21 protein-coding genes and 1 pseudogene are annotated in these 20,219 nt (G+C 71.2%); 9 read left to right on the top strand and 13 right to left on the bottom strand.

Translation table 11 applies throughout. The annotated features are described in order from the left end of the window. Positions 1-33: 33 nt before the first annotated feature. A complete protein-coding gene (locus ACJX2R_RS48575) occupies positions 34-903 on the bottom strand; it encodes a helix-turn-helix domain-containing protein (RefSeq protein ID WP_413105380.1) in 870 nt (289 codons plus the stop codon). A gap of 142 nt (positions 904-1,045) precedes the next feature. Here ACJX2R_RS48575 and ACJX2R_RS48580 point away from each other — a divergent pair, with 142 nt between their 5' ends. Beyond that, positions 1,046-1,660, top strand: a complete 615-nt coding sequence (locus tag ACJX2R_RS48580; protein WP_413105381.1) for an NADPH-dependent FMN reductase — start codon at positions 1,046-1,048, stop codon at positions 1,658-1,660. A gap of 16 nt (positions 1,661-1,676) precedes the next feature. On the opposite strand, the gene ACJX2R_RS48585 is transcribed toward ACJX2R_RS48580, so the two are convergent. Continuing rightward, on the bottom strand, positions 1,677-2,246 hold the full coding sequence (locus ACJX2R_RS48585; protein WP_413105382.1) for a hypothetical protein: 570 nt from the start codon (positions 2,244-2,246) through the stop codon (positions 1,677-1,679). 103 nt (positions 2,247-2,349) lie between these two features. After that, the gene (locus tag ACJX2R_RS48590) at positions 2,350-2,820 is read right to left on the bottom strand and encodes a winged helix-turn-helix transcriptional regulator (RefSeq protein ID WP_413105383.1); all 471 of its coding nucleotides are present in this window, start codon (positions 2,818-2,820) and stop codon (positions 2,350-2,352) included. Positions 2,821-2,939: 119 nt separating this feature from the next. Here ACJX2R_RS48590 and ACJX2R_RS48595 point away from each other — a divergent pair, with 119 nt between their 5' ends. Then, on the top strand, positions 2,940-4,211 hold the full coding sequence (locus ACJX2R_RS48595) for an MFS transporter (RefSeq protein WP_413105384.1): 1,272 nt from the start codon (positions 2,940-2,942) through the stop codon (positions 4,209-4,211). Between the two features lie 88 nt (positions 4,212-4,299). Here the strand turns inward: ACJX2R_RS48595 and ACJX2R_RS48600 are convergent, their stop codons facing one another. Continuing rightward, positions 4,300-5,802 (bottom strand): sodium:solute symporter family protein, encoded by a 1,503-nt coding sequence (locus ACJX2R_RS48600; protein ID WP_413105385.1) that lies wholly within the window; start codon positions 5,800-5,802, stop codon positions 4,300-4,302. Next, positions 5,799-5,999, bottom strand: a complete 201-nt coding sequence (locus tag ACJX2R_RS48605; RefSeq protein WP_413105386.1) for a DUF3311 domain-containing protein — start codon at positions 5,997-5,999, stop codon at positions 5,799-5,801. Before ACJX2R_RS48605 ends, ACJX2R_RS48600 begins: the two co-directional genes overlap by 4 nt. 480 nt (positions 6,000-6,479) lie before the next feature. On the opposite strand from ACJX2R_RS48605, the gene ACJX2R_RS48610 reads away from it, so the two are divergent. The 7 genes and pseudogenes from ACJX2R_RS48610 to ACJX2R_RS48640 all read left to right on the top strand — a co-directional run bounded on the left by ACJX2R_RS48610 (position 6,480) and on the right by ACJX2R_RS48640 (position 12,491). Beyond that, complete coding sequence (locus ACJX2R_RS48610) at positions 6,480-6,869, top strand: gamma-glutamylcyclotransferase (protein ID WP_413105387.1); 390 nt, start codon at positions 6,480-6,482, stop codon at positions 6,867-6,869. Beyond that, complete coding sequence (locus ACJX2R_RS48615) at positions 6,869-7,699, top strand: hydroxypyruvate isomerase family protein (protein WP_413105388.1); 831 nt, start codon at positions 6,869-6,871, stop codon at positions 7,697-7,699. Before ACJX2R_RS48610 ends, ACJX2R_RS48615 begins: the two co-directional genes overlap by 1 nt. A gap of 116 nt (positions 7,700-7,815) precedes the next feature. Next, positions 7,816-8,712 (top strand): 2-hydroxy-3-oxopropionate reductase, encoded by an 897-nt coding sequence (locus ACJX2R_RS48620; protein ID WP_413105389.1) that lies wholly within the window; start codon positions 7,816-7,818, stop codon positions 8,710-8,712. A 49-nt stretch (positions 8,713-8,761) separates the two neighbouring features. Next, on the top strand, positions 8,762-10,540 hold the full coding sequence (gcl, locus tag ACJX2R_RS48625; RefSeq protein WP_413105390.1) for a glyoxylate carboligase: 1,779 nt from the start codon (positions 8,762-8,764) through the stop codon (positions 10,538-10,540). Positions 10,541-10,662: 122 nt separating this feature from the next. Beyond that, a pseudogene (locus ACJX2R_RS48630) lies at positions 10,663-10,728 on the top strand (helix-turn-helix domain-containing protein); the annotation flags it as partial. A 152-nt stretch (positions 10,729-10,880) separates the two neighbouring features. Next, entirely contained in the window at positions 10,881-11,168 is a 288-nt protein-coding gene (locus tag ACJX2R_RS48635) for a zinc ribbon domain-containing protein (RefSeq protein WP_413105391.1), read from the top strand. A 210-nt stretch (positions 11,169-11,378) separates the two neighbouring features. Further along, complete coding sequence (locus ACJX2R_RS48640; RefSeq protein WP_413105392.1) at positions 11,379-12,491, top strand: glycerate kinase; 1,113 nt, start codon at positions 11,379-11,381, stop codon at positions 12,489-12,491. A gap of 500 nt (positions 12,492-12,991) precedes the next feature. On the opposite strand, the gene ACJX2R_RS48645 is transcribed toward ACJX2R_RS48640, so the two are convergent. Genes ACJX2R_RS48645 through ACJX2R_RS48680 form a run of 8 tightly spaced genes read right to left on the bottom strand, consistent with a single transcriptional unit; the run spans position 12,992 to position 20,123 of the window. Beyond that, on the bottom strand, positions 12,992-13,630 hold the full coding sequence (locus ACJX2R_RS48645; protein ID WP_413105393.1) for a TenA family protein: 639 nt from the start codon (positions 13,628-13,630) through the stop codon (positions 12,992-12,994). Then, complete coding sequence (locus tag ACJX2R_RS48650; RefSeq protein WP_413105394.1) at positions 13,615-14,361, bottom strand: glutamine amidotransferase; 747 nt, start codon at positions 14,359-14,361, stop codon at positions 13,615-13,617. Before ACJX2R_RS48650 ends, ACJX2R_RS48645 begins: the two co-directional genes overlap by 16 nt. Positions 14,362-14,419: 58 nt before the next feature. Beyond that, positions 14,420-15,475, bottom strand: coding sequence for a phosphotriesterase (locus ACJX2R_RS48655; protein ID WP_413105395.1), 1,056 nt, complete (start codon positions 15,473-15,475; stop codon positions 14,420-14,422). Then, complete coding sequence (locus tag ACJX2R_RS48660; RefSeq protein WP_413105396.1) at positions 15,472-16,494, bottom strand: ABC transporter permease; 1,023 nt, start codon at positions 16,492-16,494, stop codon at positions 15,472-15,474. Before ACJX2R_RS48660 ends, ACJX2R_RS48655 begins: the two co-directional genes overlap by 4 nt. Beyond that, complete coding sequence (locus ACJX2R_RS48665; protein WP_262698012.1) at positions 16,494-17,261, bottom strand: ATP-binding cassette domain-containing protein; 768 nt, start codon at positions 17,259-17,261, stop codon at positions 16,494-16,496. Before ACJX2R_RS48665 ends, ACJX2R_RS48660 begins: the two co-directional genes overlap by 1 nt. Next, entirely contained in the window at positions 17,261-18,271 is a 1,011-nt protein-coding gene (locus ACJX2R_RS48670) for a substrate-binding domain-containing protein (protein WP_413105397.1), read from the bottom strand. The genes ACJX2R_RS48665 and ACJX2R_RS48670 overlap by 1 nt, the downstream gene beginning before the upstream one ends. Positions 18,272-18,285: 14 nt before the next feature. Then, positions 18,286-19,242 carry a carbohydrate kinase family protein gene (locus tag ACJX2R_RS48675; protein ID WP_413105398.1) on the bottom strand — a complete coding sequence of 319 codons (957 nt, stop codon included), beginning with the start codon at positions 19,240-19,242 and terminating at the stop codon, positions 18,286-18,288. After that, a complete protein-coding gene (locus ACJX2R_RS48680; protein ID WP_413105399.1) occupies positions 19,239-20,123 on the bottom strand; it encodes a BtpA/SgcQ family protein in 885 nt (294 codons plus the stop codon). Before ACJX2R_RS48680 ends, ACJX2R_RS48675 begins: the two co-directional genes overlap by 4 nt. Positions 20,124-20,219: the final 96 nt, after the last annotated feature.

Below are 20,219 nucleotides of genomic sequence, written 5' to 3' on the forward strand. Positions count from 1 at the left end.
AGGTGTGAGACGGCCGAGGGTCCCCAGCGGTCTTCAGCCGGACACCGCGCGCAGCGCCCCGGACCGGCGGCCCGTCAGCCGGTCCAGCGCGGCGGCGGAGGCGTCGTCGGCGGGGATGTGCACCACCAGACGCTGATCGTCGTCGGCGGGCAGCTCCAGCGTCTCGTAGGCCAGGCGGAGTTCCCCCTCCTCGGGATGGACCAGACGCAGGACGCCGTTCGCCCTCGGCAGCCCGGGCACGGTCGTCACGCGCTCGGCGAAGTCCGGACCGGCGGTCACGGTCAGCTCGTCGGCGACGGCCGCGACGTGGGGGTCCGCACGGAACGGCCCTTGCTTGAGCGCGGCCACCTGGTCGTCGGCGACCCGGTCCCAGTCGGGGTAGGCGGTGCGTGCCCGCGCGTCGGTGAAGACGTAGCGGACGAGGCTGGGCGGGCCGCCGTCCGCGCCGTGGGCATCGAGGAGCCCCAGCGGCCGGGTGAGCCGTTCGTACGCCTCCGTCCAGGCCAGGAGCTCGCCCAGCCCGTTGCACAGAACGGCCGGGGCGGGCTCGAGGCGGTCCAGCAGCGCCCGCACCGTGGGCCGCACCGTACGGCCGGGCACCGCCCCGCCCCGGCAGGTGAACCCGCCCTCGGCGCCCTTGGACAGCCGGTGCAGATGGACCCGCTCGCTCGCGGTCAGCCGCAGCGCGTCGGCGAGCGCGGAGAGCACGGGCGCGGACGGTCTGCGGTCGCGCCCCTGTTCCAGCCGGGTCACATACTCCACGCTGACCCCGGCGAGCGTGGCCAGCTCGGCCCGGCGCAGCCCTGGCGTCCGGCGGCGCGCCCCGGTGGGCAGCCCCACGTCGGCGGGGGCCACGGCCTCGCGACGGCTGCGGAGGAAGAGACCCAGCTCGTTGTCGCTCACATGGTGAACGTAGCAGCCGCGCGGGTGCGGATCGTGGCCGTGCCACTACCAGTCTCGGCCCGGCCTTCCTGGCACTCGGCGGACCCGGCAGATTCGAAGGCGATCCAACGGACACCAGCCCAAGGAAAGGTGCTGAAAAACCATGCCCATGGAGCCCCGCCCCGCCGGACCCCTCAACCTCGCGGTGATCATCGGCAGCGTCCGGGAGGGCCGCTTCGGCCCGGTGGTCGCGAAATGGTTCGCGGAACGGGCCGAGAGTTACGGCCACTTCACGGTGAACCTCGTCGATCTCGCCGACACCGCCCTGCCACTCGCCCTCCCGGCGGTGCCGCCCGCCCTCGAACCCCGTATGGCCCGCCCCGCCGGGATGGCGGACCTCACCCGGCGGCTTGAGCGGGCCGACGCGGTGGTCGTGGTGACGCCCGACTACAACCGCAGCTTCCCCGCCTCCCTGAAGGCCGCGATCGACTGGCACTACACGGAGTGGGAGGCCAAACCGATCGGCTTCGTCGGCTACAGCGGAGCCAGCGGCGGCCTGCTCGCCATCGAGCAGCTCCGCCAGGTCTTCGCCGAACTCCAGGCCCACACGGTGCGCAACGTCGTGACGTTCCCCCGCTATTACGAGGTCTTCGGCCCGGAGGGCGAGCTACGGGACGCTGAGGGCCCGAACGGCGCCGCGAAGGCGATGCTCGACGAGCTGCTGTGGTGGGGCGAACTCCTCCACGAGGCACGCGGCAACCGCGCCGAGACCGCCTGAACGGCCGCCGGGGACCTCAGTCCAGCAGCTTGACCATGTCATCGATCACGCCTTCGTTCGTGAACCGTGCCAGCCAGGTCGCGAACCGCGGCCCGAACGCGCACATGGCCGCCTTGCCGATGGCCGCTTCCTCGTCCTCGTCGGGCGGGGCGAGACCGAAGTTCCGTTCCAGCCACATCAGGTACTCCTGACGCGCCGGGAAGAGCTCGTCGAGGTCCTCGTCCTCGTAGGCGACGTCGCGTTCGACGGGAAGCAGCCGGAGCAGCTCTCGCAGGTTGCGGGCATGGACCCACACGTCGCCCTCGTCGCCGAGGAACACGACGGGAAGGTCCGCGAGGTCGGCCCGGTCGTCGAACCGCCACAGCGCATAGCCCGAACCGCTGCCGGTGGCGCGTGCGAAGGGGATCAGCTGGTCGAAGAACTCGGCGCGGCTGGGGTTCTCCGGATCTTCCAGCCAGCCCTTGAGCTCATCCTTGTCGTCGTAGTCGAGCAGCTCGAAGCCATCCGCGTAGGTGTGCGTCCCGAACTGATCGTCGAACTCCCGGAGGAGATTGAGCTCCAGGATGGGCGAGTACACGCTGTTCATGAAGGCCACCTGACGGAGAGGCGGGGTCGTGTGATCGCATCGTATGGCCGCCGGTGTGCGTGCGGGATCCGGATGCGGCAACAACCCTGTCACCCGCCGCAGATCATCCTCGCCTCCCGCCCTCCATCTCCGGCACCTTCTCCACGACCGTGTCCTCGGGCTCCACCGGCCGTCCGTCAGCCGCCTGAATCCGCAAAGGGCGCAACGGACGGCCGGTCCGGCGGTCCAGCAGGCGGGAGTGGTCCTCTCCGGGAGTGAAGCACTGCTCCTCGCCCCACTGGCGCAGCGCGACGATCACCGGGAACAAGGCGCGGCCCTTGTCCGTGAGGAGGTACTCGCGGTGGGACCCGCCGTCCGGCGCGGGCTCGCCGCGCAGCACCCCGGCCTTCTCCAGCGCGCGCAGCCGCGCCGACAGGATGTTCTTGGCGATGCCGAGACCGCGTTGGAACTCGCCGAAGCGGCGGCTGCCGTCGAAAGCGTCCCGCACGATCAGCAGCGACCACCAGTCGCCGATGGCGTTCACCGTCCGGGCGACGGGACAGGGGTCGGCGTCGAAACGGGTGCGGGCGACCATCCGTGGCTCCTCTCCTCCAGTTCCCTGGGCCCCTTCCAGGGATGGTTGCAACATGCTACCTCGCGCGGCTACTGTGGCGCGCCGGTAGCAAGATGCAACCGAGTGGAAGGCGTGTCGGTATGGCGATCGAGTGCTCCGGTGCGGTCGGCGGGTGCGGCGGGACCGGCGGCCACCAGGCGCCTGCCACGGCATCGGCGCCGGGCGCGTCGCCGCCCGCCGGGCTCGTGCCCCTGCTCGCCCTCGCCTGCGGCAGCTCCGTCGCCACCGTCTACTTCGCCCAGCCCCTGCTGGTGACCCTCGGCGAGCGGTTCGCGCTCGGCCCGGGGCTGCTCGGCGTGATCGTCACCGTGACTCAACTCGGCTATGCGGCAGGCCTGTTGACGCTGGTGCCGCTCGGCGATCTGCTCGACCGCCGACGGCTGGTCACCGGTCAGCTCGGACTGCTGGCACTGGCGCTGCTGGCCGCCGGGCTGGCGCCGGGCGTGGCGGCGCTGCTCGGCGCGCTCGCCGTGGTCGGGCTGCTCGCCGTCGTCGCCCAGACGATGGTCGCGACGGCTGCCGCCCTGACCCCGCCCGCCCGGCGCGGCCGTGCCGTCGGGACGGTCACCGGCGGCATCGTCACCGGAATCCTGCTGGCCCGCGCCGCCGCAGGCGTCCTCGCCGACCTCGCCGGCTGGCGGGCGGTCTACCTGGCGTCCGCGGGTGTCACCGCCGTGCTCGCCCTGTCGCTGCGTCGTGTCCTGCCCCCGGGCGCGCCGTCCGCCGGGGTGCGCGAAGCGTCGTACGGACGACTGGTGGCCTCGACCGTCACCCTGTTCGTCCGCCATCCGCTGCTACGGATCCGGGGCGCGCTCGCCCTGCTGGTGTTCGCGGCCTTCAGCGCGCTGTGGAGCGGTGTGGCACAGCCGCTGAGCGGTCCGCCGTGGTCGCTGTCGCACACCGCGATCGGAGCGTTCGGGCTCGCCGGGGCGGCCGGGGCCGTCGCCGCCGGAGTGGCCGGGCGCTGGAACGACCGGGGACTCGCCCAGCGCACGACCGGTGTCGGCCTCGCCCTGCTGGCGCTCTCCTGGCTCCCGATCGCGCTGACCGGGCAATCGCTGTGGGCGCTGGCGATCGGCGCCGTCCTGCTGGACTTCGCCGTACAGGCCGTCCACGTCACCAATCAGACCCTGATCCACGCCGTACGGCCCGACGCGGGCAGCAGGATCATCGGCGGCTACATGGTCTTTTACTCGGCGGGCAGCAGCCTCGGCGCCCTCGGCTCCTCCCTCGCCTACGCGACGGCGGGCTGGTCGGCCATGACACTCCTCGGCACGTCGTTCAGCCTCGCCGCCCTGCTCCTGTGGGCAATGACCCGCCGTATGGGGCTGCCCGCCGACAACCCGGCATAGGAGGGCTCAGCGTTGTCCCTGCCGCGAAGGAGCGGCCGGAGCCCCGGGCCGGGAGCGCTCGTATGAGGTCCCGGCCCGGGGGAGTGGGTCAGCCGGTGCCGGCCGTGGCTTCGGGTTCGGGGCGCAGGGCGGCGCTGGTTACGGGGGTGGGGCTCACGGTGCGGGTGATGGCCGAAGTGGCCACCATGACCACGGTGTTGAGGACGAGGGCGATGACGCCGACGTTCAGGTCCTTCACCGCCTGGGGGAGTCCCGGCAGGAGGCTGCCCACCGTGACTCCGGAGAGCGTGACGACGGTGACCGTGGTGACTCCGACGACGATGCCCGCCGCCGCTCCCTCCTTGGTGATGAACTGCCGTGGCGCGAGGCTCGCCAGCAGTGCGGGGAAGAGCTGGGTGACCAGCGCGTAGCCCATGAGCAGCAGCGAGACGATCGAACTGCCGCCGTTGAAGGTGAAGTAGAGAGAGACCAGGGCGAGGGCGGGGACGAGCAGCTGTGCGAGGCGGCCGATGTGCTTCTCGCTGGTGTGCGGACGGGCCAGGCGGTAGACGTTCTTCGCCAGGCAGGTCGCGGAGGTCATGAGCAGCAGGGAGCCGGGGACCAGCGCGGTGAGCAGCCCGGCGCCACCGACGATGCCGACGAACCAGGAGGGGAAGGTGGCAGTGGTGATGCGCAGCAGGGACAGATCCGCGTCGGCGCCCTTGAGGCCGGGCACGACCAGGATGGCGGTGAAGCCGGCGAAGAAGACGAAGAGCAGGATGAGCTGGTAGAGCGGCATGAAGATGGCGTTGCGGCGGAAGACGCGTTCGTTCTGGGCGCTGTAGGAGGCGCTGAAGGTGTGCGGCCACATGTAGAAGCCCACCGCCGAGAGCAGCACGGTGGAGGCGAACCACGAGGTGCTCATGCCGCTGGAGGGGAGGGTGAGGAGCTGGGGGTGGGCCTTGTCCACCGCGTGGAACATCTCCCCGACGCCGCCGTAGTAGTGCACCGGCAGGTAGATGCCGAGGATGAGGACGACCGCGAGGATGGCGACGTCCTTGAGCACCGAGGTCCAGGCCGAGCCGTGGATGCCCGAGATCGTCACATAGAGGGTCAGTGCCACCGTGCCGATCACGATGGCCCAGTGGGAGGAGATGCGGCCGTCGGAGGAGACGGACACGATGATCCCCAGCCCTTTGAGCTGTAGGACGAGATAGGGCACCATCGCGACGACTCCGACGAGGGCCACCAGCGCGCCCAGCAGCGGGCTGTTGAACTTGGCGACGAAGAAGTCGGACTGCGAGATCAGCCGGTGCTGCTTGGCGTAGCGCCACACGGCCGGGAGCAGCCAGTACGACAGGACGTAGGCCAGTGAGGCGTAACAGAGGATGTAGTACGCGGGCGCGCCCTTGCCGTAGGCCCATCCCGAGGCGCCCAGGAAGGTGAAGGTCGTGTAGATCTCGCCGGCCAGCAGCAGGAAGACGAAGACCGTTCCGAAGCCGCGGCCACCCACCGACCACTGTTCGAGATCCATGTCCCTGCCGCGGCGGGCGCGCAGTCCCAGGCCCAGGGCCGCGAGCAGGAAGGCGAAGATGACGGCGAGGGCGATCATGAGCTCTGCTCCTCCCGGTTCGCCGGGTCCAGGCGGTAGATGGCGGCCATGGTCGCCGAGATCAGCACGACCCACATGACCAGCCAGAAGAGGTTGAACGGCATACCGAGGACATAGGGCGTCACCCGGTTCGCGAAGAAGATTCCCCCGAGGATCCCGAGGAACGGGATCGCGCCGAGCAGGTGGATGGGTTTCACGTCGAGAACCTCCTGGACCGGGCCAACACACGAGGCTGTCTGGGGCGGGTGGCACGTCTCGCGCGGAGCGGTCGGGACGGGGCCGTTGGGGCGCCGCGCATGGCGTGGGAGAGGCGGCGCCTCAGCGGATCGCCTGCCGCTGACCAAGGCCGCTGACCAGGGCCGCCGACACGGCCGCCGACCGGGGCCGCCGGCCAAGGCCTCGGCGGCAGATGAGACGGGTCGAAATGCTTTCACCATGCGGAATTTATTTTTCGATTGGCAGATGTATAGGTCCGCCACAGGGGCCTGTCAAGGCTTTTCGCGTCCCCGGTGCGCCCATCCGTCCGGACGTCGCCGCCGTGTCGATGAGTCTGCCACCGAAGTGCGGGGCGTGCGGAGAGGGTGTCCGGGGCGAGTGGTGAGCGGGGGGTTGTTATTCCGCATTGCAGAAAATACTATCCGCATCGCAGAAGATCCCCGACGTTCAAGGGAGATCCCATGGCACGCATGTTCCTCAACGGCCAGGCGATGGAGGGCGGCCCCTTCCATCACCACCTGCGCGGAGCCCCCCTCGTGGCCCGGACCCGCACCGCCCCCGGCTACCGCTTCTTCTCGATCCGGGACACCTGCCCCGGGCTGCTGCCCGACCCCGGTGTCGGCACCGCGGTGGAAGGCGAGGTCTACGACGTCGCCGACGAGGTGCTGCGCGACCAGCTGCTGCCCGCCGAGCCGCCGGAGCTGGAGTTCGGCATCATCCGGCTCCAGGACGGTTCCTCGTCCTTCTCGATGGTCCTTCGCCGCGGCGAGCTGGAGAGGGGCGTCCACAAGGAGATCACCGACTTCGGCGGCTGGCGTCCGTACCTGAAGAGCCTCGGCCGGGAGCACTGATGAAGAGCCGACTTCCCTACACGGTCAATCTGTCGATCCTGTTCACCGAGCTGCCGCTGCTCGAGCGCCCGGCCGCCGCGAAGGCCGCGGGGTTCGACGCGGTCGAGTTCTGGTGGCCCTACGCGACGGCCGTCCCGACGGACGCGGAGGCCGATGCCTTCGTGCGGGCGGTGCGTGCCGCCGGTGTCCGCCTGACCGGCCTGAACTTCTTCGCCGGGGACATGCCCGGGGGCGACCGGGGCCTGGTGTCCTGGCCCGGCCGGGCCGCGGAGTTCCGCGACAACATCGACGTCACCGTGGCGATCGGCGAGCAACTGGGATGCCGTTCGTTCAACGCGCTGTACGGCAACCGGGTCGACGGCGCCGCCCCGGCGGAGCAGGACGACCTGGCGGTGGAGAACCTGGCGCTGGCGGCCAAGGCCGCCGAGCGCGTCGGCGGCACGGTCCTGCTGGAGCCGGTCAGCGGCGCCCCGGCGTACCCGCTGCTCACCGCGGCGGACGCGATCGCCGTCATCGACCGGGTGGCGGTCGAGTCCGGCAGCCGCAACCTCCGTCTGCTGGCCGACCTCTACCACCTCTCCGTCAATGGCGACGACGTGGCCGGGGCGATCGCCACCCACGCCGACCGCATCGGCCATGTCCAGATCGCCGATGCACCCGGGCGGGGCGCGCCCGGTACGGGACGGCTGGACCTCGACGGGCTGCTGCCGCGCCTCCAGGCCGCGGGCTACGCCGGCTGGGTGGGCCTGGAGTACAAGCCCGAGGGCCCGAGCGCGGACAGCTTCGACTGGCTCCCGTACGAGCGGCGCGGCAGCGACCACCACGCCTGACCCGGTCCCTGACCCGCCGTTCCGGACCACCACGACGACACGTAACAACACATACGACACGACGACATGACGACACGGACGACACGACGGCACGGACGACACGAAGGAACCCCACGATGAGCGCCACTTCCCGGAAGATCGCCTTCATCGGCCTGGGCATCATGGGCGGCCCGATGGCCGCCAACCTGGTGAAGGCCGGACACACCGTCACTGGCCACAACCGCGGCCGCGCGGCCGTGGACACCCTGGTCGCGGCCGGTGGCCTGGGCGCCGACAGCATCGCCGACGCGGTGCGCGAAGCCGAAGTCGTGATCACCATGGTCCCGGCCGACCCGCAGGTGAAGGAGGTCGTCCTCGGCGAGGGCGGCGTCCTGGAACACGCCGGGCCGGGCACCTTGCTGATCGACATGAGCAGCGTCACCCCGCAGACCTCGCTGGAGGTGGACGCCGCCGCGCGGGACAAGGGCCTGCGCACGCTCGACGCCCCGGTGTCCGGCGGCGAGGCGGGCGCCATCGAGGGGACGCTGTCCATCATGGTCGGCGGCGACCCGGACGACTTCGCCGATGCCAGGCCGGTGTTCGAGGCACTGGGCACCACCATCGTGCACGTCGGCCCGCACGGGGCCGGGCAGACGGTCAAGGCCGCCAACCAGCTGATGGTGGCCATCCATCTCCAGTCCCTGGCCGAGGCCGTGGTGTTCCTGGAGAACGCCGGTGTGGACCTGGAGGCGGCACTGGAGGTGCTGGGCGGGGGCCTGGCCGGCTCCACGGTCCTGGCCCGCAAGCGGCAGGCGGTGCTCGACCGCGATTTCAAGCCCGGCTTCCGCATCGACCTGCATCACAAGGACATGGGCATCGTCACCGACGCCGCACGGGCCGTGGGGGCGCCCCTGCCGGTCGGCGCTCTCGTCGCCCAACTGGTCGCCTCGGCCCGCGCCCGCGGCGACGGCGGGCTCGACCACTCCGCCCTGCTGCGCGGCGTCGAGCGGCTGGCCGGCCGCGCCACCCACTGAAACCCACCCCGATGTACCACCCGATGTACCAATCGACAGGAGCATCCTCATGGCTCGAATGACCGCGGCCCAGGCGGCGGTGGAGATCCTCAAGCGTGAGGGAACCACCCATGTCTTCGGTCTGCCCGGTGCGGCGATCAATCCCTTCTACTCCGCGATGCGCACCAACGGCGGCCTGACGCATGTCCTCGCCCGGCATGTGGAGGGGGCCTCGCACATGGCCGAGGGCTACACCCGTGCGAAAGCCGGGAACATCGGGGTCTGCGTGGGCACCAGCGGCCCCGCCGGCACCGACATGATCACCGGTCTGTACTCGGCCGCGGCGGACTCGATCCCGATCCTGTGCATCACCGGCCAGGCGCCGGTGGCCAAGCTGCACAAGGAGGACTTCCAGGCCGTCGACATCGCCTCCATCGCGGGGCCGCTGACCAAGATGGCGATGACCGTGCTGGAGCCCGCGCAGGTGCCCGGCGCGTTCCAGCAGGCGTTCCACCTGATGCGTTCCGGCCGACCCGGTCCGGTGCTGATCGATCTGCCGATCGACGTCCAGATGGCGGAGATCGAGTTCGACCCGGAGACGTACGAGCCGCTTCCGGCCCACCGGCCGGCCGCCACCCGGGCGCAGATCGGCAAGGCCGTCCAACTGCTCCAGGCCGCCGAGCGGCCACTGATCGTCGCCGGGGGCGGCATCATCAACGCCGACGCGAGCGAGTCGCTGGTGGAGTTCGCCGAGCTGACCGGGGTGCCGGTGGTGCCCACGCTGATGGGCTGGGGCGCCATCCCCGACGACCATCCGCTCATGGCGGGCATGGTCGGTCTCCAGACCTCCCACCGCTACGGCAACGCCACCCTGCTGGAGTCCGACTTCGTCCTCGGCATCGGCAACCGCTGGGCGAACCGCCACACCGGCGGCCTCGACACGTACACCCGGGGCCGTACCTTCGTCCACGTCGACATCGAACCCACCCAGATCGGCCGGGTCTTTCCCCCCGACTACGGCATCGTCTCCGACGCCGGGCCCGCGCTCGAGCTCTTCGTCGAGGCGGCGAGGGAGCTGAAGGCCGCCGGAGCCCTCAGGGACCGCGGCGACTGGGCCGACAGCTGCCGGCAGCGCAAGGCCACCCTGCTCCGCAGGACCCACTTCGACCAGGTGCCGGTCAAGCCGCAGCGGGTCTACGAGGAGATGAACAAGGCGTTCGGGCCCGATACGCGCTACGTCTCCACGATCGGCCTGTCCCAGATCCAGGCCGCGCAGATGCTCCACGTCTACCGCCCCCGGCACTGGATCAACGCCGGCCAGGCCGGGCCGCTGGGCTGGACCGTGCCCGCCGCCCTGGGCGTGGCGACCGCCGATCCGGGCGCCACCGTCGTCGCCCTCTCCGGCGACTACGACTTCCAATTCATGGTCGAGGAACTCGCCGTCGGCGCCCAGTTCCAGATCCCCTACCTCCATGTCGTCGTCAACAACGCCTACCTCGGCCTGATCCGCCAGGCGCAGCGCGGCTTCGACATGGACTACTGCGTCCAGCTGTCCTTCGACAACGTCAACGCCCCGGAGGTGGGCGGCTACGGCGTCGACCACGTCAAGGTCGCCGAGGGGCTGGGCTGCAAGGCCATCCGCGTGCTCGAGCCCGACCGCATCGCGCCCGCCCTCGAAGAGGCCAAGAAGCTCATGGCCGAGTACCGGGTACCGGTGGTCGTCGAGGTCATCCTCGAACGCGTCACCAACGTGTCCATGGGAACCGAACTCGACAACGTCGCGGAGTTCGAGGAACTGGCCACCGGCCCCCACCACGCCCCGACGGCGCTCCGCGTGGCCCACGGCTGACCCTCGGCAACAGGAGACAGAGCATGAGCGACGTCACCCAGCATCCCGACCTCGTCGCCCGCGCCCTCGGCGGCGGTGTCGTCGCGGCCCGTGACATGAACCAAGTACGTATGGTGATCGCTATGCAGCTCAGGTATGGGTACCGTCTGTACCCGAACGCCGGTCAGCGTGCCGCGCTGGCAAGGGCGTTCGGGTGTGCGCGGGTGGTCTTCAACGACGCGTTGCGCGTCCGTGAGGACGCCCGCGCCGTCGGGCTGCCGTTCGTCACTGCCGGTGAGCTGTCGAAGCGGCTCACAGCGTCGAAGAAGACCCCGGAGCGGGCATGGATGACTGAGCTTTCGTGCGCATCGGCCGGTTCGAGCCGACCTCTCAGGTTTGCTCGGCCTGCGGCATCAAGGACGGCCCCAAGCCCCTGCACGTCCGCGTATGGACGTGCCAGGAGTGCGGGAACGTCCTGGACCGAGACATCAACGCGGCGGTCAACGTCTCCAAGGCGGCCGGACTGGCCGTGTCAGCCCGCGGAGCGCAAGTAAGACCGGTACCCGTACCGGCACAGCGCGTTGAAGCAGGAACCCACCCGAAGTCGCGCCCGACAACCGCGCGGCAGGCGGGAATCGCCCTCCTTTAGGTGGGTGAGGATGTCAATCCCCGCCCAAACACGTGCTGTCCCCGGGGCTGCCCCGGGTGATGGGCGACGGATGGGAAACCCGCCGGCGCTGGAGGGGTGCGAGCCGCGCGTGGCCGCCCGGGTACGCGACCTGGTGGCGACCGCCCCCTGACCGCGCCGGCGGACCATGCCGGGTGGATCGCCGCCCGGCCCGGAAGGAGAGGGAAACGAGTGCGCGTACTGATCGCGGCGGACAAGTTCAAGGGGTCGCTGACCGCGGCTCAGGTAGCCGAACGGCTCACTACCGGGCTCCGGCGGGCGGCTCCCCGCGCGTCGGTCGCGTCCGTACCGGTCGCCGACGGCGGTGACGGGACGGTGGACGCCGCGGTCGTGGCCGGGTTCGGCCGGCGCGAGATACGTGTGACCGGACCCGTGGGCAAGCCGGTGACCGCCGCCTACGCCCTGCGGAACGGCGCCGCGGTCGTCGAAATGGCCGAGGCGTCCGGGCTGCGACACCTCCCGGCGTGCGGCTTCGCGCCGCTCACCGCCACGTCGTACGGCACCGGCGAAGTGCTGCGCGCCGCGCTGGACGCCGGTGCCCGTTCGATCGCCCTGGGGGTCGGCGGCAGCGCGACGACGGACGGCGGCACGGGGATGCTGGCGGCGCTCGGCGCGCGGTTCCTGGACGCCTCCGGCGCCCCGGTCGGCCCTGGCGGGGCGGCGCTGGCCCGGCTCGCGAAGGCCGACCTGTCCGGTCTTGACCCCCGGCTCGCGGAGGTGGACCTCGTGCTGGCGAGCGACGTCGACAACCCACTGCTCGGACCGAAGGGCGCGGCCGCGGTCTACGGGCCCCAAAAGGGCGCCTCCCCAAAGGAGGTGGACATCCTCGAGGACGCCCTGCGCTACTACGCGCGAACGTGCGGAGCGCTCGGCACGGCCGAGGAACCCGGGGCCGGGGCGGCCGGCGGCCTGGGCTTCGGCGCCCTCACCGCACTGCGGGCGCGGTTTAGCCCCGGAGTGGAGGTGATGCTGGACCTGCTCGGTTTCGGCGAGGCCCTGGCCGGAGCGGATCTGGTGATCACCGGTGAGGGCTCCCTGGACCACCAGACCCTCCACGGCAAGGCACCGGCGGGTGTCGCCTCCCGGGCCCGCGCCCGCGGCCTGCCCGTGATCGCCGTCTGCGGCCGGTTGTCCCTGGATACGGCCGCCTTGAAGGCCATCGGCATCCATCGGGCCTACGCCCTGACCGAACTGGAGCCCGACGTCCCCCGCTGCCTCGCCCAGGCGGGGCCCCTGCTGGAGCGGGTGGCGGCGCGCATAGCGAGGGACTTCCTGCCCGTGTGAAGCGGACGGGGCCGCCTCATGGCTTCCCTTGCCAGGCCAAGGCCCGGCAAGGGGGCGGACAAGGCCCTCCCGGGCGGAAACAGAACCGATCGGCGTCCTCGTCGGGTGTGAGGTCCGGGCCGGCCCACGGATCCGTCCAGCTGCCGCTGCATGTGGCGTGGTCGGGACTGAGGCGGTTCGACCTGGACCGACCACGATCGAGGATGAGCATGTACCGCACGGTGCTCGCCGAAGGGCAGCACGATGACCTGATCGCCCTGCGTACGCCGTCCCGGGCTGGCCGAGCGCGGCCGGCAGGCCGGAGAGGTGGGCGTGGACCCGCTCTCCGGCCGCCTCGTGGTCACGGACCCCGCCAGCGGTGAGCAGTGCGAGGCCGACATCCTCCCACCTTGTGGGACTGGGCTCGGGACTGGGCCGACGACCTCACCCAGCGGCTGTGCACGAGGAGGCCACGGACGGCTGATCGGCCTTGTCCGGGGAGTCGGCCCGCCGGGGCCCGGTCACCCGAATACCGCGTCGTGGAACGCGATTTCCGCCTCCAGCATGCCGGTGAACCAGCGGGTCAGCCGCTCCTGGGGGATGTCGTCCGGCAGGGCGTCGACCTCCGCCGCCAGAGCCCGTACCCCGTCCCGGAACGCCCGGTCGGCGTGGAGCGCCACCCAGGCGCTGATCGCGCCGTCGGGGACGGCGCCGCGCTCGTGTGCCCGGGTGCACCAGGTGAGGTAGAGGGTCTCCGCGGCGAACAGCATGGTCATCACCGCCGGGTAGCCGCCTTCCCGCGCCACGTCGAGCGCGTACCGCGACAGCACCTCGGCGCGCCGGGCGGCGTCCGGCCGGGCGGGGACGGGCCAGGCGGCGCGGGCTTCGCGGAAGTAGTCGGCCTGGGTGGTGGTCAGCGCGTGGACCGCACGCGCGTTGCGCTCCAGCGCCGTCCGGTCCGGGGCGCCCCATACGGCCAGTCCGTGCAGCCGGGTGGCCGTCTCCACGAACGCGGCCTCGATCTCCAGGTAGTCGGCGTAGTCGGCGTCGCTGATCGTGCCGGCCGTGACCTCGGTGACGAAGCGCATGCACAGCGCCTGTTCCATGACCGGGGCGGCGGCCTTCAGCAGCCGCTCGGACCGGCTCAACGGGAGAGCCATTCGACGAGGCCGCCGAAGACCCGGGCGTAGCCGTCCCACTGCTCGCAGAACGCTGCGGGCGCCCAGTGCGGGGAGCAGTCGGAGGTGAAGACGGCCGAGCGTCCCGCGCCGTATTCGGCCACCGCCACCAGGGGGTCGCCGCCCAGGGTGGCCAGGACGTCCGCGCCCGGACGTGGCCGGACGCGGTTGTAGCCGAGCAGCGGCGGCCATTCGCCGGTCACCCCGCCGAGGGCGGGATGGCCGGTACCGACGGCCGACGGGCGGCCACCCGCGGGGAGTTCGACGCGGTCGTCCTCGGGCAGCAGCTCGACCGGCAACACCTCGTGCAGCGCGGTGTTGCGGTAGGCGGCCTTGCCCTCGAAACCGGTGAAGGAGAGATAGCCGCCAACCATCAGCAGCCCGCCGCCGTCGTCGACCCATCCGCGCAGTGCGTCGATCCGGTCGGCCCCCGGCGTGCCCCGCTCGAACACCTCGGGGGAGAGCTGGAGGGAGTTCGCCCCGATGTCGGAGAGGATGACGACGTCGTAGCGGCCGAGCGCCTCGGCATCGCCCGGGAACTGACCGGGCACCAGATGCGCGGGCAGGTGCGTGACCTCGTGCCCGCGGCCCTCCAGCGCCCGGCGCAACGGCTCGACTCCGGTCACATAGGTACTGGTGGTGAACGAGTCGACCCCCTTGATGTGTGTGGACTGGGAGATCCAGCTCTCACCGGCTATCAGGACGCGGCTCACAGGGTGCTCCTTGGTAATAACGGGGTTGGGGCGGAACGCCGGGACGGCGGTCAGAGCGTCAGGACGCGGCGGCGTGCTCGAACAGCCGGGCCGGGTTGGTGTGCAGCAGGCCCGCGGCGGTCCGCTCGGCCACGCCGTGCTCGACGAGCCGGGAGAGGAACAGCTCCGGCACATAGCGGAAGCCGTTGCCGCCGTAGGCGGTGAGCATGCTCTTGAGGAACACGTCGTGGCTGAGCAGCAGCCGGTCGCCGTGTCCGCGGGCGATGAGCCCGGCGATCGCGCGCGCGGTTTCGTGGGGTGCCGGGGACTGCCCCTCGCCGGGGTAGCGGAACGGCATGCCGATCATGTCGAATTCGAGCCAGACGCCGCGGTCGGCCACCGACCGTTGATAGTCCGGGTCGGCGTGCGAGGGGTCCATATGGCACAGCACCACGGCGGCCGGTGCAACTCCGTACTCGCCCAGTACCAGGTCGAGGACCTCGTGGGCGCGGCGCTGCCAGCCGGGCAGATGGACGTAGAGCGGGACACCGGTCTCGCGCTGGGTGCGCGCGGCGGCGCGCAGCGCGGTGTGCTCACCCTCGGTGAACCGCGCGGAGACCCCGATCTCGCCGATGACGCCCGGCCGGATCCCGGTGCCGTCGGCCCCTTCGGTGAACTCGGCCAGCAATGAGACGGCGAGGCAGCGTTCGTCCGCCGGCGACAGCGGCCGGGGGTGGTAGGGCTCCAGGTACCAGCCGCTGCCCATGACCACACGTACGCCGCTGTCCTCGGAGAGCGCGCGCAGCGCCGCCGGGTCGCGGCCCAGTCCGCCCGGGGTGACGTCGACGATCGTGCCGCCCCCGGCGGTGGCGAACGCGCGCAGGTCGGCCAGCATCCCTTCGGTGTCGTCGAGCACACAGTGGTCGAGGCAGGCGTAGGGCTGCTCGCGCAGCAGCCAGGCCAGTCCGGGTGTGGTGCGGGCGTCGCGCAGCTGACCGAGCCGGGGGTCGGCCGGGGTGGTGACGGCCTTGCGGACGTCGTTGCGCAGATGCTCATGGGTGAGGGTGAGACCGAGCCCGGTGCTGGGCAAGGGCCCGGTCACCGTGGTCACGGTGGTGGGGGAGGGGCCGCTCATGGGCGGCCCGTCAGATGGGCGAACAGATCGGCCATCGCCCGGCCGCGCAGGTTGAGCCAGATCGCGGCGAGCAGCACCAGTCCGGTGACGATGGGGGTGAGGAACGGGCTCACGCCCAGCAGGTTGAGGCCGTTGGCGATGACTCCGGTGATGAGGGCGCCGATGACGGTGCCGAGCACGGTGCCCCGGCCGCCGAACAGATTGGTCCCACCGAGCACGACCGCGGCGATCACGGTGAGTTCGAAGCCCTGTCCGGAGTTGGCGGAGCCGGACCCCAGCCTGGCCGCGGTGAGCAGCCCGGCGATACCGGCGGCCACCCCGGTCAGCATCAGGGTGATCATCTTGATCCGGGCGGTGTTCACCCCCGCTCGCCGCACGGACTCCTCCTGGGAGCCGATGCCGTTGACGTAGGAGCCGAACGGCAGCTTCGACAGCAGGACCGCTCCGACGGCGACCGTGGCCAGGGCGATCCAGGCCAGCGCGGACAGCCCGAGGAAGGAGGCGTCGCCGAGCTTGGCCACGAAGAGCCGGGCGTCGATGGGTACGGAGAACCCCTTGGTCCACAACTGTGCCAGACCGCGGACGACCGACATGGTGGCGAGGGTGACGATGAATGGGGGAATCTTCTGATACGCCGACAGCCATCCGTTGACCGCGCCCCAGAAGAGCCCGCCGAGCAGTGCCACGACGATCACCACGGAGGAGTCCCAGCCGGCCTGGAGCATCTCGGCCGTGCAGGTCGCGGTGAACGCGAGGATCGACCCCACGGACAGGTCGATCTGACCGGTGCTGATCACGAAGGTCATGGCGACCGCCACGATCAGGGTGATCGCCACCTGGGTGGCCAGGTTGGCCAGGTTGTTGAAGGTCAGGAAGTTGGGCGCGGCGATACCGAAGCCGAGGAAGAGCGCGACGCCCACGCCGAGCATGGCCAGGGTGGCCTTGTTGGCGCGCTGCCAGCGGCCCGGGGGCCGGCCCAGTACGGCGGTGGTGCGCATCGCGGTGTCGGCGCTCATCATCAGGCCACCTCCTCGGTGCCGGGCCCGCCATTGGTGGCGCCGGATCGGGTGATCATGGCGACGAGCCGTTCGATGTCGAGATCGGAGATCGGGGCGTCCTCGACGCTGCGTCCCTCGTACATCACGGTGATCCGGTCGCAGACCTCGAACAGGTCCTGAAGCCGGTGGGTGATCAGGATGACGCCGACGCCCTGGGCGGCGACGTCGCGGATCATCTTCAGCACCTGCCGGACCTCGGCGACGGCGAGGGCGGCGGTGGGTTCGTCCAGGATCAGTACGCGCGGGCGGAACGACACCGCACGGGCGATCGCCACGGCCTGCCGCTGTCCTCCGGACAGCTCGCCGATCTCCTGGTAGGTGGACTTCACCCGGACGTGCAGTTCGGAGAGGGTTTCGGCCGCTTGGGCATGCATCGTGGCACGGTCGATGAAGGGTCCTCTGCGCGGTTCACGGCCGAGGAACAGATTGCTGGCCACATCGAGGGTGTCGCACAGGGCGAGATCCTGGTAGACGATGCCGACTCGCTCGCGGCGGGCGTCGGCGGGGCTGGTGAAGCGGACGTCGCGGCCGTCGATGGAGATCTGCCCGCTGTCGTGCTGGACCGCACCGGCCAGGACCTTCATCAGGGTCGACTTCCCGGCGCCGTTGTCGCCGACCAGGCCGAGCACCTCGCCCGGGGCCAGGGTCAGGTCGACGCCGCGCAGCGAGCGGACGGCGCCGAACGATTTGGTGATTCCTCGCAGGGAGACCAGTGCGCTCTCGCCCATCACTTCTCCAGGTAGTAGAGGTAGTCCTTGACGTTGTCCGGGGTCACCAGCTGGGTGGGAACGGGCACTTGCCGGCGGGTGGTGCGGCCACAGGCCAGGTCGATCGCGGAATTCATGGCCTCGTAGCCGAACCGGAAGGTGTTCTGCTGGAGCACACCGGTGATCCAGCTGGCCCGCAGCCCGTCGACGGCCTGGCTGGACAGGTCCCATCCGACGACCTTGAGGTCCTTGGTGCGGTGCTGGCTGACCACGGCGGCGGCCAGGCCGATCAGGGCGGGCTCGCCGGTGGCGTAGGCGTACTTCAGGCCGGGGTCGCGGGTGAGCAGGTTCTCGGCGGCGGTCTGGGCGTTCTCCTGGATGTTGCGGCCGTCGACCACGTTCTCGATCTTCATGCCCTTGGCGGTGACGGTGTCGGTGAATCCTTTCTGCCGCTCGTTCTGGATGGTGCTGTTGAGCGCGCCGACGACGCCGATCCCACCGCGGCCGCCGGCCGTCTTCAGCAGGGCCTCGCCGATCCGCCGGCCGCCTTCCGCGTTGCCGACGCCGACCTGGGCGGAGACAGCGGGGTCGTCGACGGTGGCGTCCACGGCGACGACCGGTACGCCCGCCGCCTTGGCCCGGCGGATGGCGGGCTTGATGCCCTCGGTGTCGACCGCGTCCACGATGATGGCGTCGTAGTGGTTGGCCACCAGGTCGTCGATGGCGTTGGCCTGGGTGGCGGAGTCGTCGTTGCCGTTGACGATCTGGGTCTTGACCCCGGCCTTGTGGGCCACGGTCCGGGCGCCGGTGTTGATCTGGTTGAAGAACAGCGCCTGGAGGTTGATGGGCACGATACCGATCTTCGGAGCGTGGCCGCGGACGGTACAGGAGCGGGCGACCTCCGCGGGCGGCGGCGGGCCCTGCTCGGTGGACTTCTTCTCGGCCGCCATCTCGCGGCGGGCCTGGGTGTCGCAGCCGACGGTCGTCAGCAGCAGGCCCAGCGCGACCACGGCCGTCACTTTCTGGCGCATCTGCTCTCCTTGTCCTACCTGGTGCGGGTCGGCTCCGGGGTTCCGGGGGTTCCGGGAGTTCCGGGAGTGGGGTGGGCCGCGAGCCAGGAGTCGATGGCCCGCCGGTCGGGCAGCCCGTCCCGGGCGCCGGTCCGGGTACAGGACAGACCGGCGGCGACGGCGGCGAAGCGCGCCGCCTCCAGCGGGGACCGGCCCCGGTCCAGTTCGGCGCAGTACGCGCCGGTGAAGCAGTCTCCGGCCCCGGTGGCGTCGACCGTGTCCACCTCGATCGCCGGACCGTCGTGGCGTTCACCGGCCGGGGTCAGCAGGGTCCAGCCGCGCGAACCGTCGGTCACGACCAGATGGACGTCCATGTCGGCGGCGGCTCGGGCCAGGGCCGGTTCTCCGCCCAGCAGCGCGGCGGCCAGCGGCCGGCCGACGACGGCGTGATCGGCCGCGGCCAGCGCGGCGCGCATCGCCTCCGCCCGGTCGCAGCCGTCGAGGTCCACCACCAGGCCCGGTCCGGGCACCCCCGGCGGGGCGTCGGCGGCGGCCTCGGCGAGCGCGGCGGCGGCCTCGGGGAAGCGGTAGCCGTCGAGATAGAGCCAGTCCGCCCCGGCCTCGCGCGCGGCCCGTGCCGTACGGGTGATGTGCCGGGCGTCCAGTGCGTCGTCCTGGCTGATGACGGCACGTTCGCCGTCCGGGGTGAGCAGTACGACGGCGGTGGTGAGGGTGCCGGTGCGGGCGGTCCAGTCGGTGCGGACCCCGTCGGCGGCGAGTGCGGCGAGGAACGCGGTGCTCCGCGGCTCCGGTCCGACCACACCGGCGAACCACGCGTCGGCCCCCGTCCGGGCCGCGGCCGCGGAGGCGTTGGCGGCCATCCCGCCGTGGCCGTGGCGGATGGCGGTCGCCTGTACGCGGTCACCGGGAGCGGGCAGCGCCGGCACACCGACGGTCAGGTCGATGTTGGCGTACCCGCAGAAGACGATCACGGGAGCACCACTCCGGCCTTGGCCGCCGCGCTGGTCAGCTCGCGGACCTTGGCCCGGTCGACCCGGCCCCACCAGCGGCCGTTGTCCTTCACCGAGGACGCGACGATCACCCCGTCGCAGGCGGGCAGCAGGCCGCCGATGTTGCCCGCGGTGATGCCCGAGCCGATCACCACCGGCAGGGTGGTGTGGGCGGAGATGCCCTCGACCTCCTCCAGCGAGGCGGCGTCCCCGGTCCGGGAGCCGGTGGCGATCAGCACATCGGCGCCGAAGAACTCGGCGTCCTCGGTCTGCTCGGCCAGTGTGCGGTCGGCGACGATGGCGTGCGAACCGTGCTTGACGTGCACATCGGCGAAGACCTTGACCGGACCGGCGCCGATCCGGCTGCGATAGCGGCTGGCGTGTGCCGACTGGCCCTCGATGATGCCCTCGTTGGCGACATAGGCATTGGCCCACTGGTTGACCCGTACGAATCCGCCACCGCCGGACCAGGCGGAGGCGATGGAGCACTCGGCGGCGTTGGACAGCACGCTGACCCCGAGCCTGCCGCCGGCCCCCTCCAGCACGGCGTGCCGCACCCGGTCGGTCACCACGGCCATCGCCGCCGATGTCTCATAACCGTGTTCGCCCGGTTTGAGGAACGGGATGTCCCAGTGGTTCTCCACGATCAGCCCGTGGCAGCCGCCCTCCAGATAGGCCCGCGCCTCCTCGACCGCGAAGGCGCAGATCTCGTCCAGCGGGGTGCCCTCGTAATGCGGGCTGCCGGGCAGCGGCGGCAGGTGCACCACGCCGATGACGACCTTCGGGGTGGAGAACAGCTCCTTGATCGCGTTCGGCCGGGGTGGGAACACCCCAAGGCCGCTCGTGCTCCCGGTCGTCGTCATCGCGCCACCTCAATGCAATCGATTACAGCTGAGTTGCGGAGGACCGTAGGCAGGGGTCAGCTGCCGTGTCAAGGCTCTATGCTGATTCAACGCGTC

The organism is Streptomyces sp. Inha503 (genome assembly GCF_047215865.1).
GTDB lineage: Bacteria > Actinomycetota > Actinomycetes > Streptomycetales > Streptomycetaceae > Streptomyces > Streptomyces lycopersici.

Excerpts from the sequence above, each read along its gene's own strand:
- ACJX2R_RS48580 (WP_413105381.1), top strand. The coding sequence starts at position 1,046 with ATGCCCATGGAGCCCCGCCCCGCCGGACCCCTCAACCTCGCGGTGATC.
- ACJX2R_RS48585 (WP_413105382.1), bottom strand. The coding sequence starts at position 2,246 with ATGAACAGCGTGTACTCGCCCATCCTGGAGCTCAATCTCCTCCGGGAG.
- ACJX2R_RS48590 (WP_413105383.1), bottom strand. The coding sequence starts at position 2,820 with ATGGTCGCCCGCACCCGTTTCGACGCCGACCCCTGTCCCGTCGCCCGG.
- ACJX2R_RS48595 (WP_413105384.1), top strand. The coding sequence starts at position 2,940 with ATGGCGATCGAGTGCTCCGGTGCGGTCGGCGGGTGCGGCGGGACCGGC.
- ACJX2R_RS48600 (WP_413105385.1), bottom strand. The coding sequence starts at position 5,802 with ATGATCGCCCTCGCCGTCATCTTCGCCTTCCTGCTCGCGGCCCTGGGC.
- ACJX2R_RS48610 (WP_413105387.1), top strand. The coding sequence starts at position 6,480 with ATGGCACGCATGTTCCTCAACGGCCAGGCGATGGAGGGCGGCCCCTTC.
- ACJX2R_RS48615 (WP_413105388.1), top strand. The coding sequence starts at position 6,869 with ATGAAGAGCCGACTTCCCTACACGGTCAATCTGTCGATCCTGTTCACC.
- ACJX2R_RS48620 (WP_413105389.1), top strand. The coding sequence starts at position 7,816 with ATGAGCGCCACTTCCCGGAAGATCGCCTTCATCGGCCTGGGCATCATG.
- gcl (WP_413105390.1), top strand. The coding sequence starts at position 8,762 with ATGGCTCGAATGACCGCGGCCCAGGCGGCGGTGGAGATCCTCAAGCGT.
- ACJX2R_RS48645 (WP_413105393.1), bottom strand. The coding sequence starts at position 13,630 with ATGGCTCTCCCGTTGAGCCGGTCCGAGCGGCTGCTGAAGGCCGCCGCC.
- ACJX2R_RS48655 (WP_413105395.1), bottom strand. The coding sequence starts at position 15,475 with ATGAGCGGCCCCTCCCCCACCACCGTGACCACGGTGACCGGGCCCTTG.
- ACJX2R_RS48660 (WP_413105396.1), bottom strand. The coding sequence starts at position 16,494 with ATGATGAGCGCCGACACCGCGATGCGCACCACCGCCGTACTGGGCCGG.
- ACJX2R_RS48665 (WP_262698012.1), bottom strand. The coding sequence starts at position 17,261 with ATGGGCGAGAGCGCACTGGTCTCCCTGCGAGGAATCACCAAATCGTTC.
- ACJX2R_RS48670 (WP_413105397.1), bottom strand. The coding sequence starts at position 18,271 with ATGCGCCAGAAAGTGACGGCCGTGGTCGCGCTGGGCCTGCTGCTGACG.
- ACJX2R_RS48680 (WP_413105399.1), bottom strand. The coding sequence starts at position 20,123 with ATGACGACGACCGGGAGCACGAGCGGCCTTGGGGTGTTCCCACCCCGG.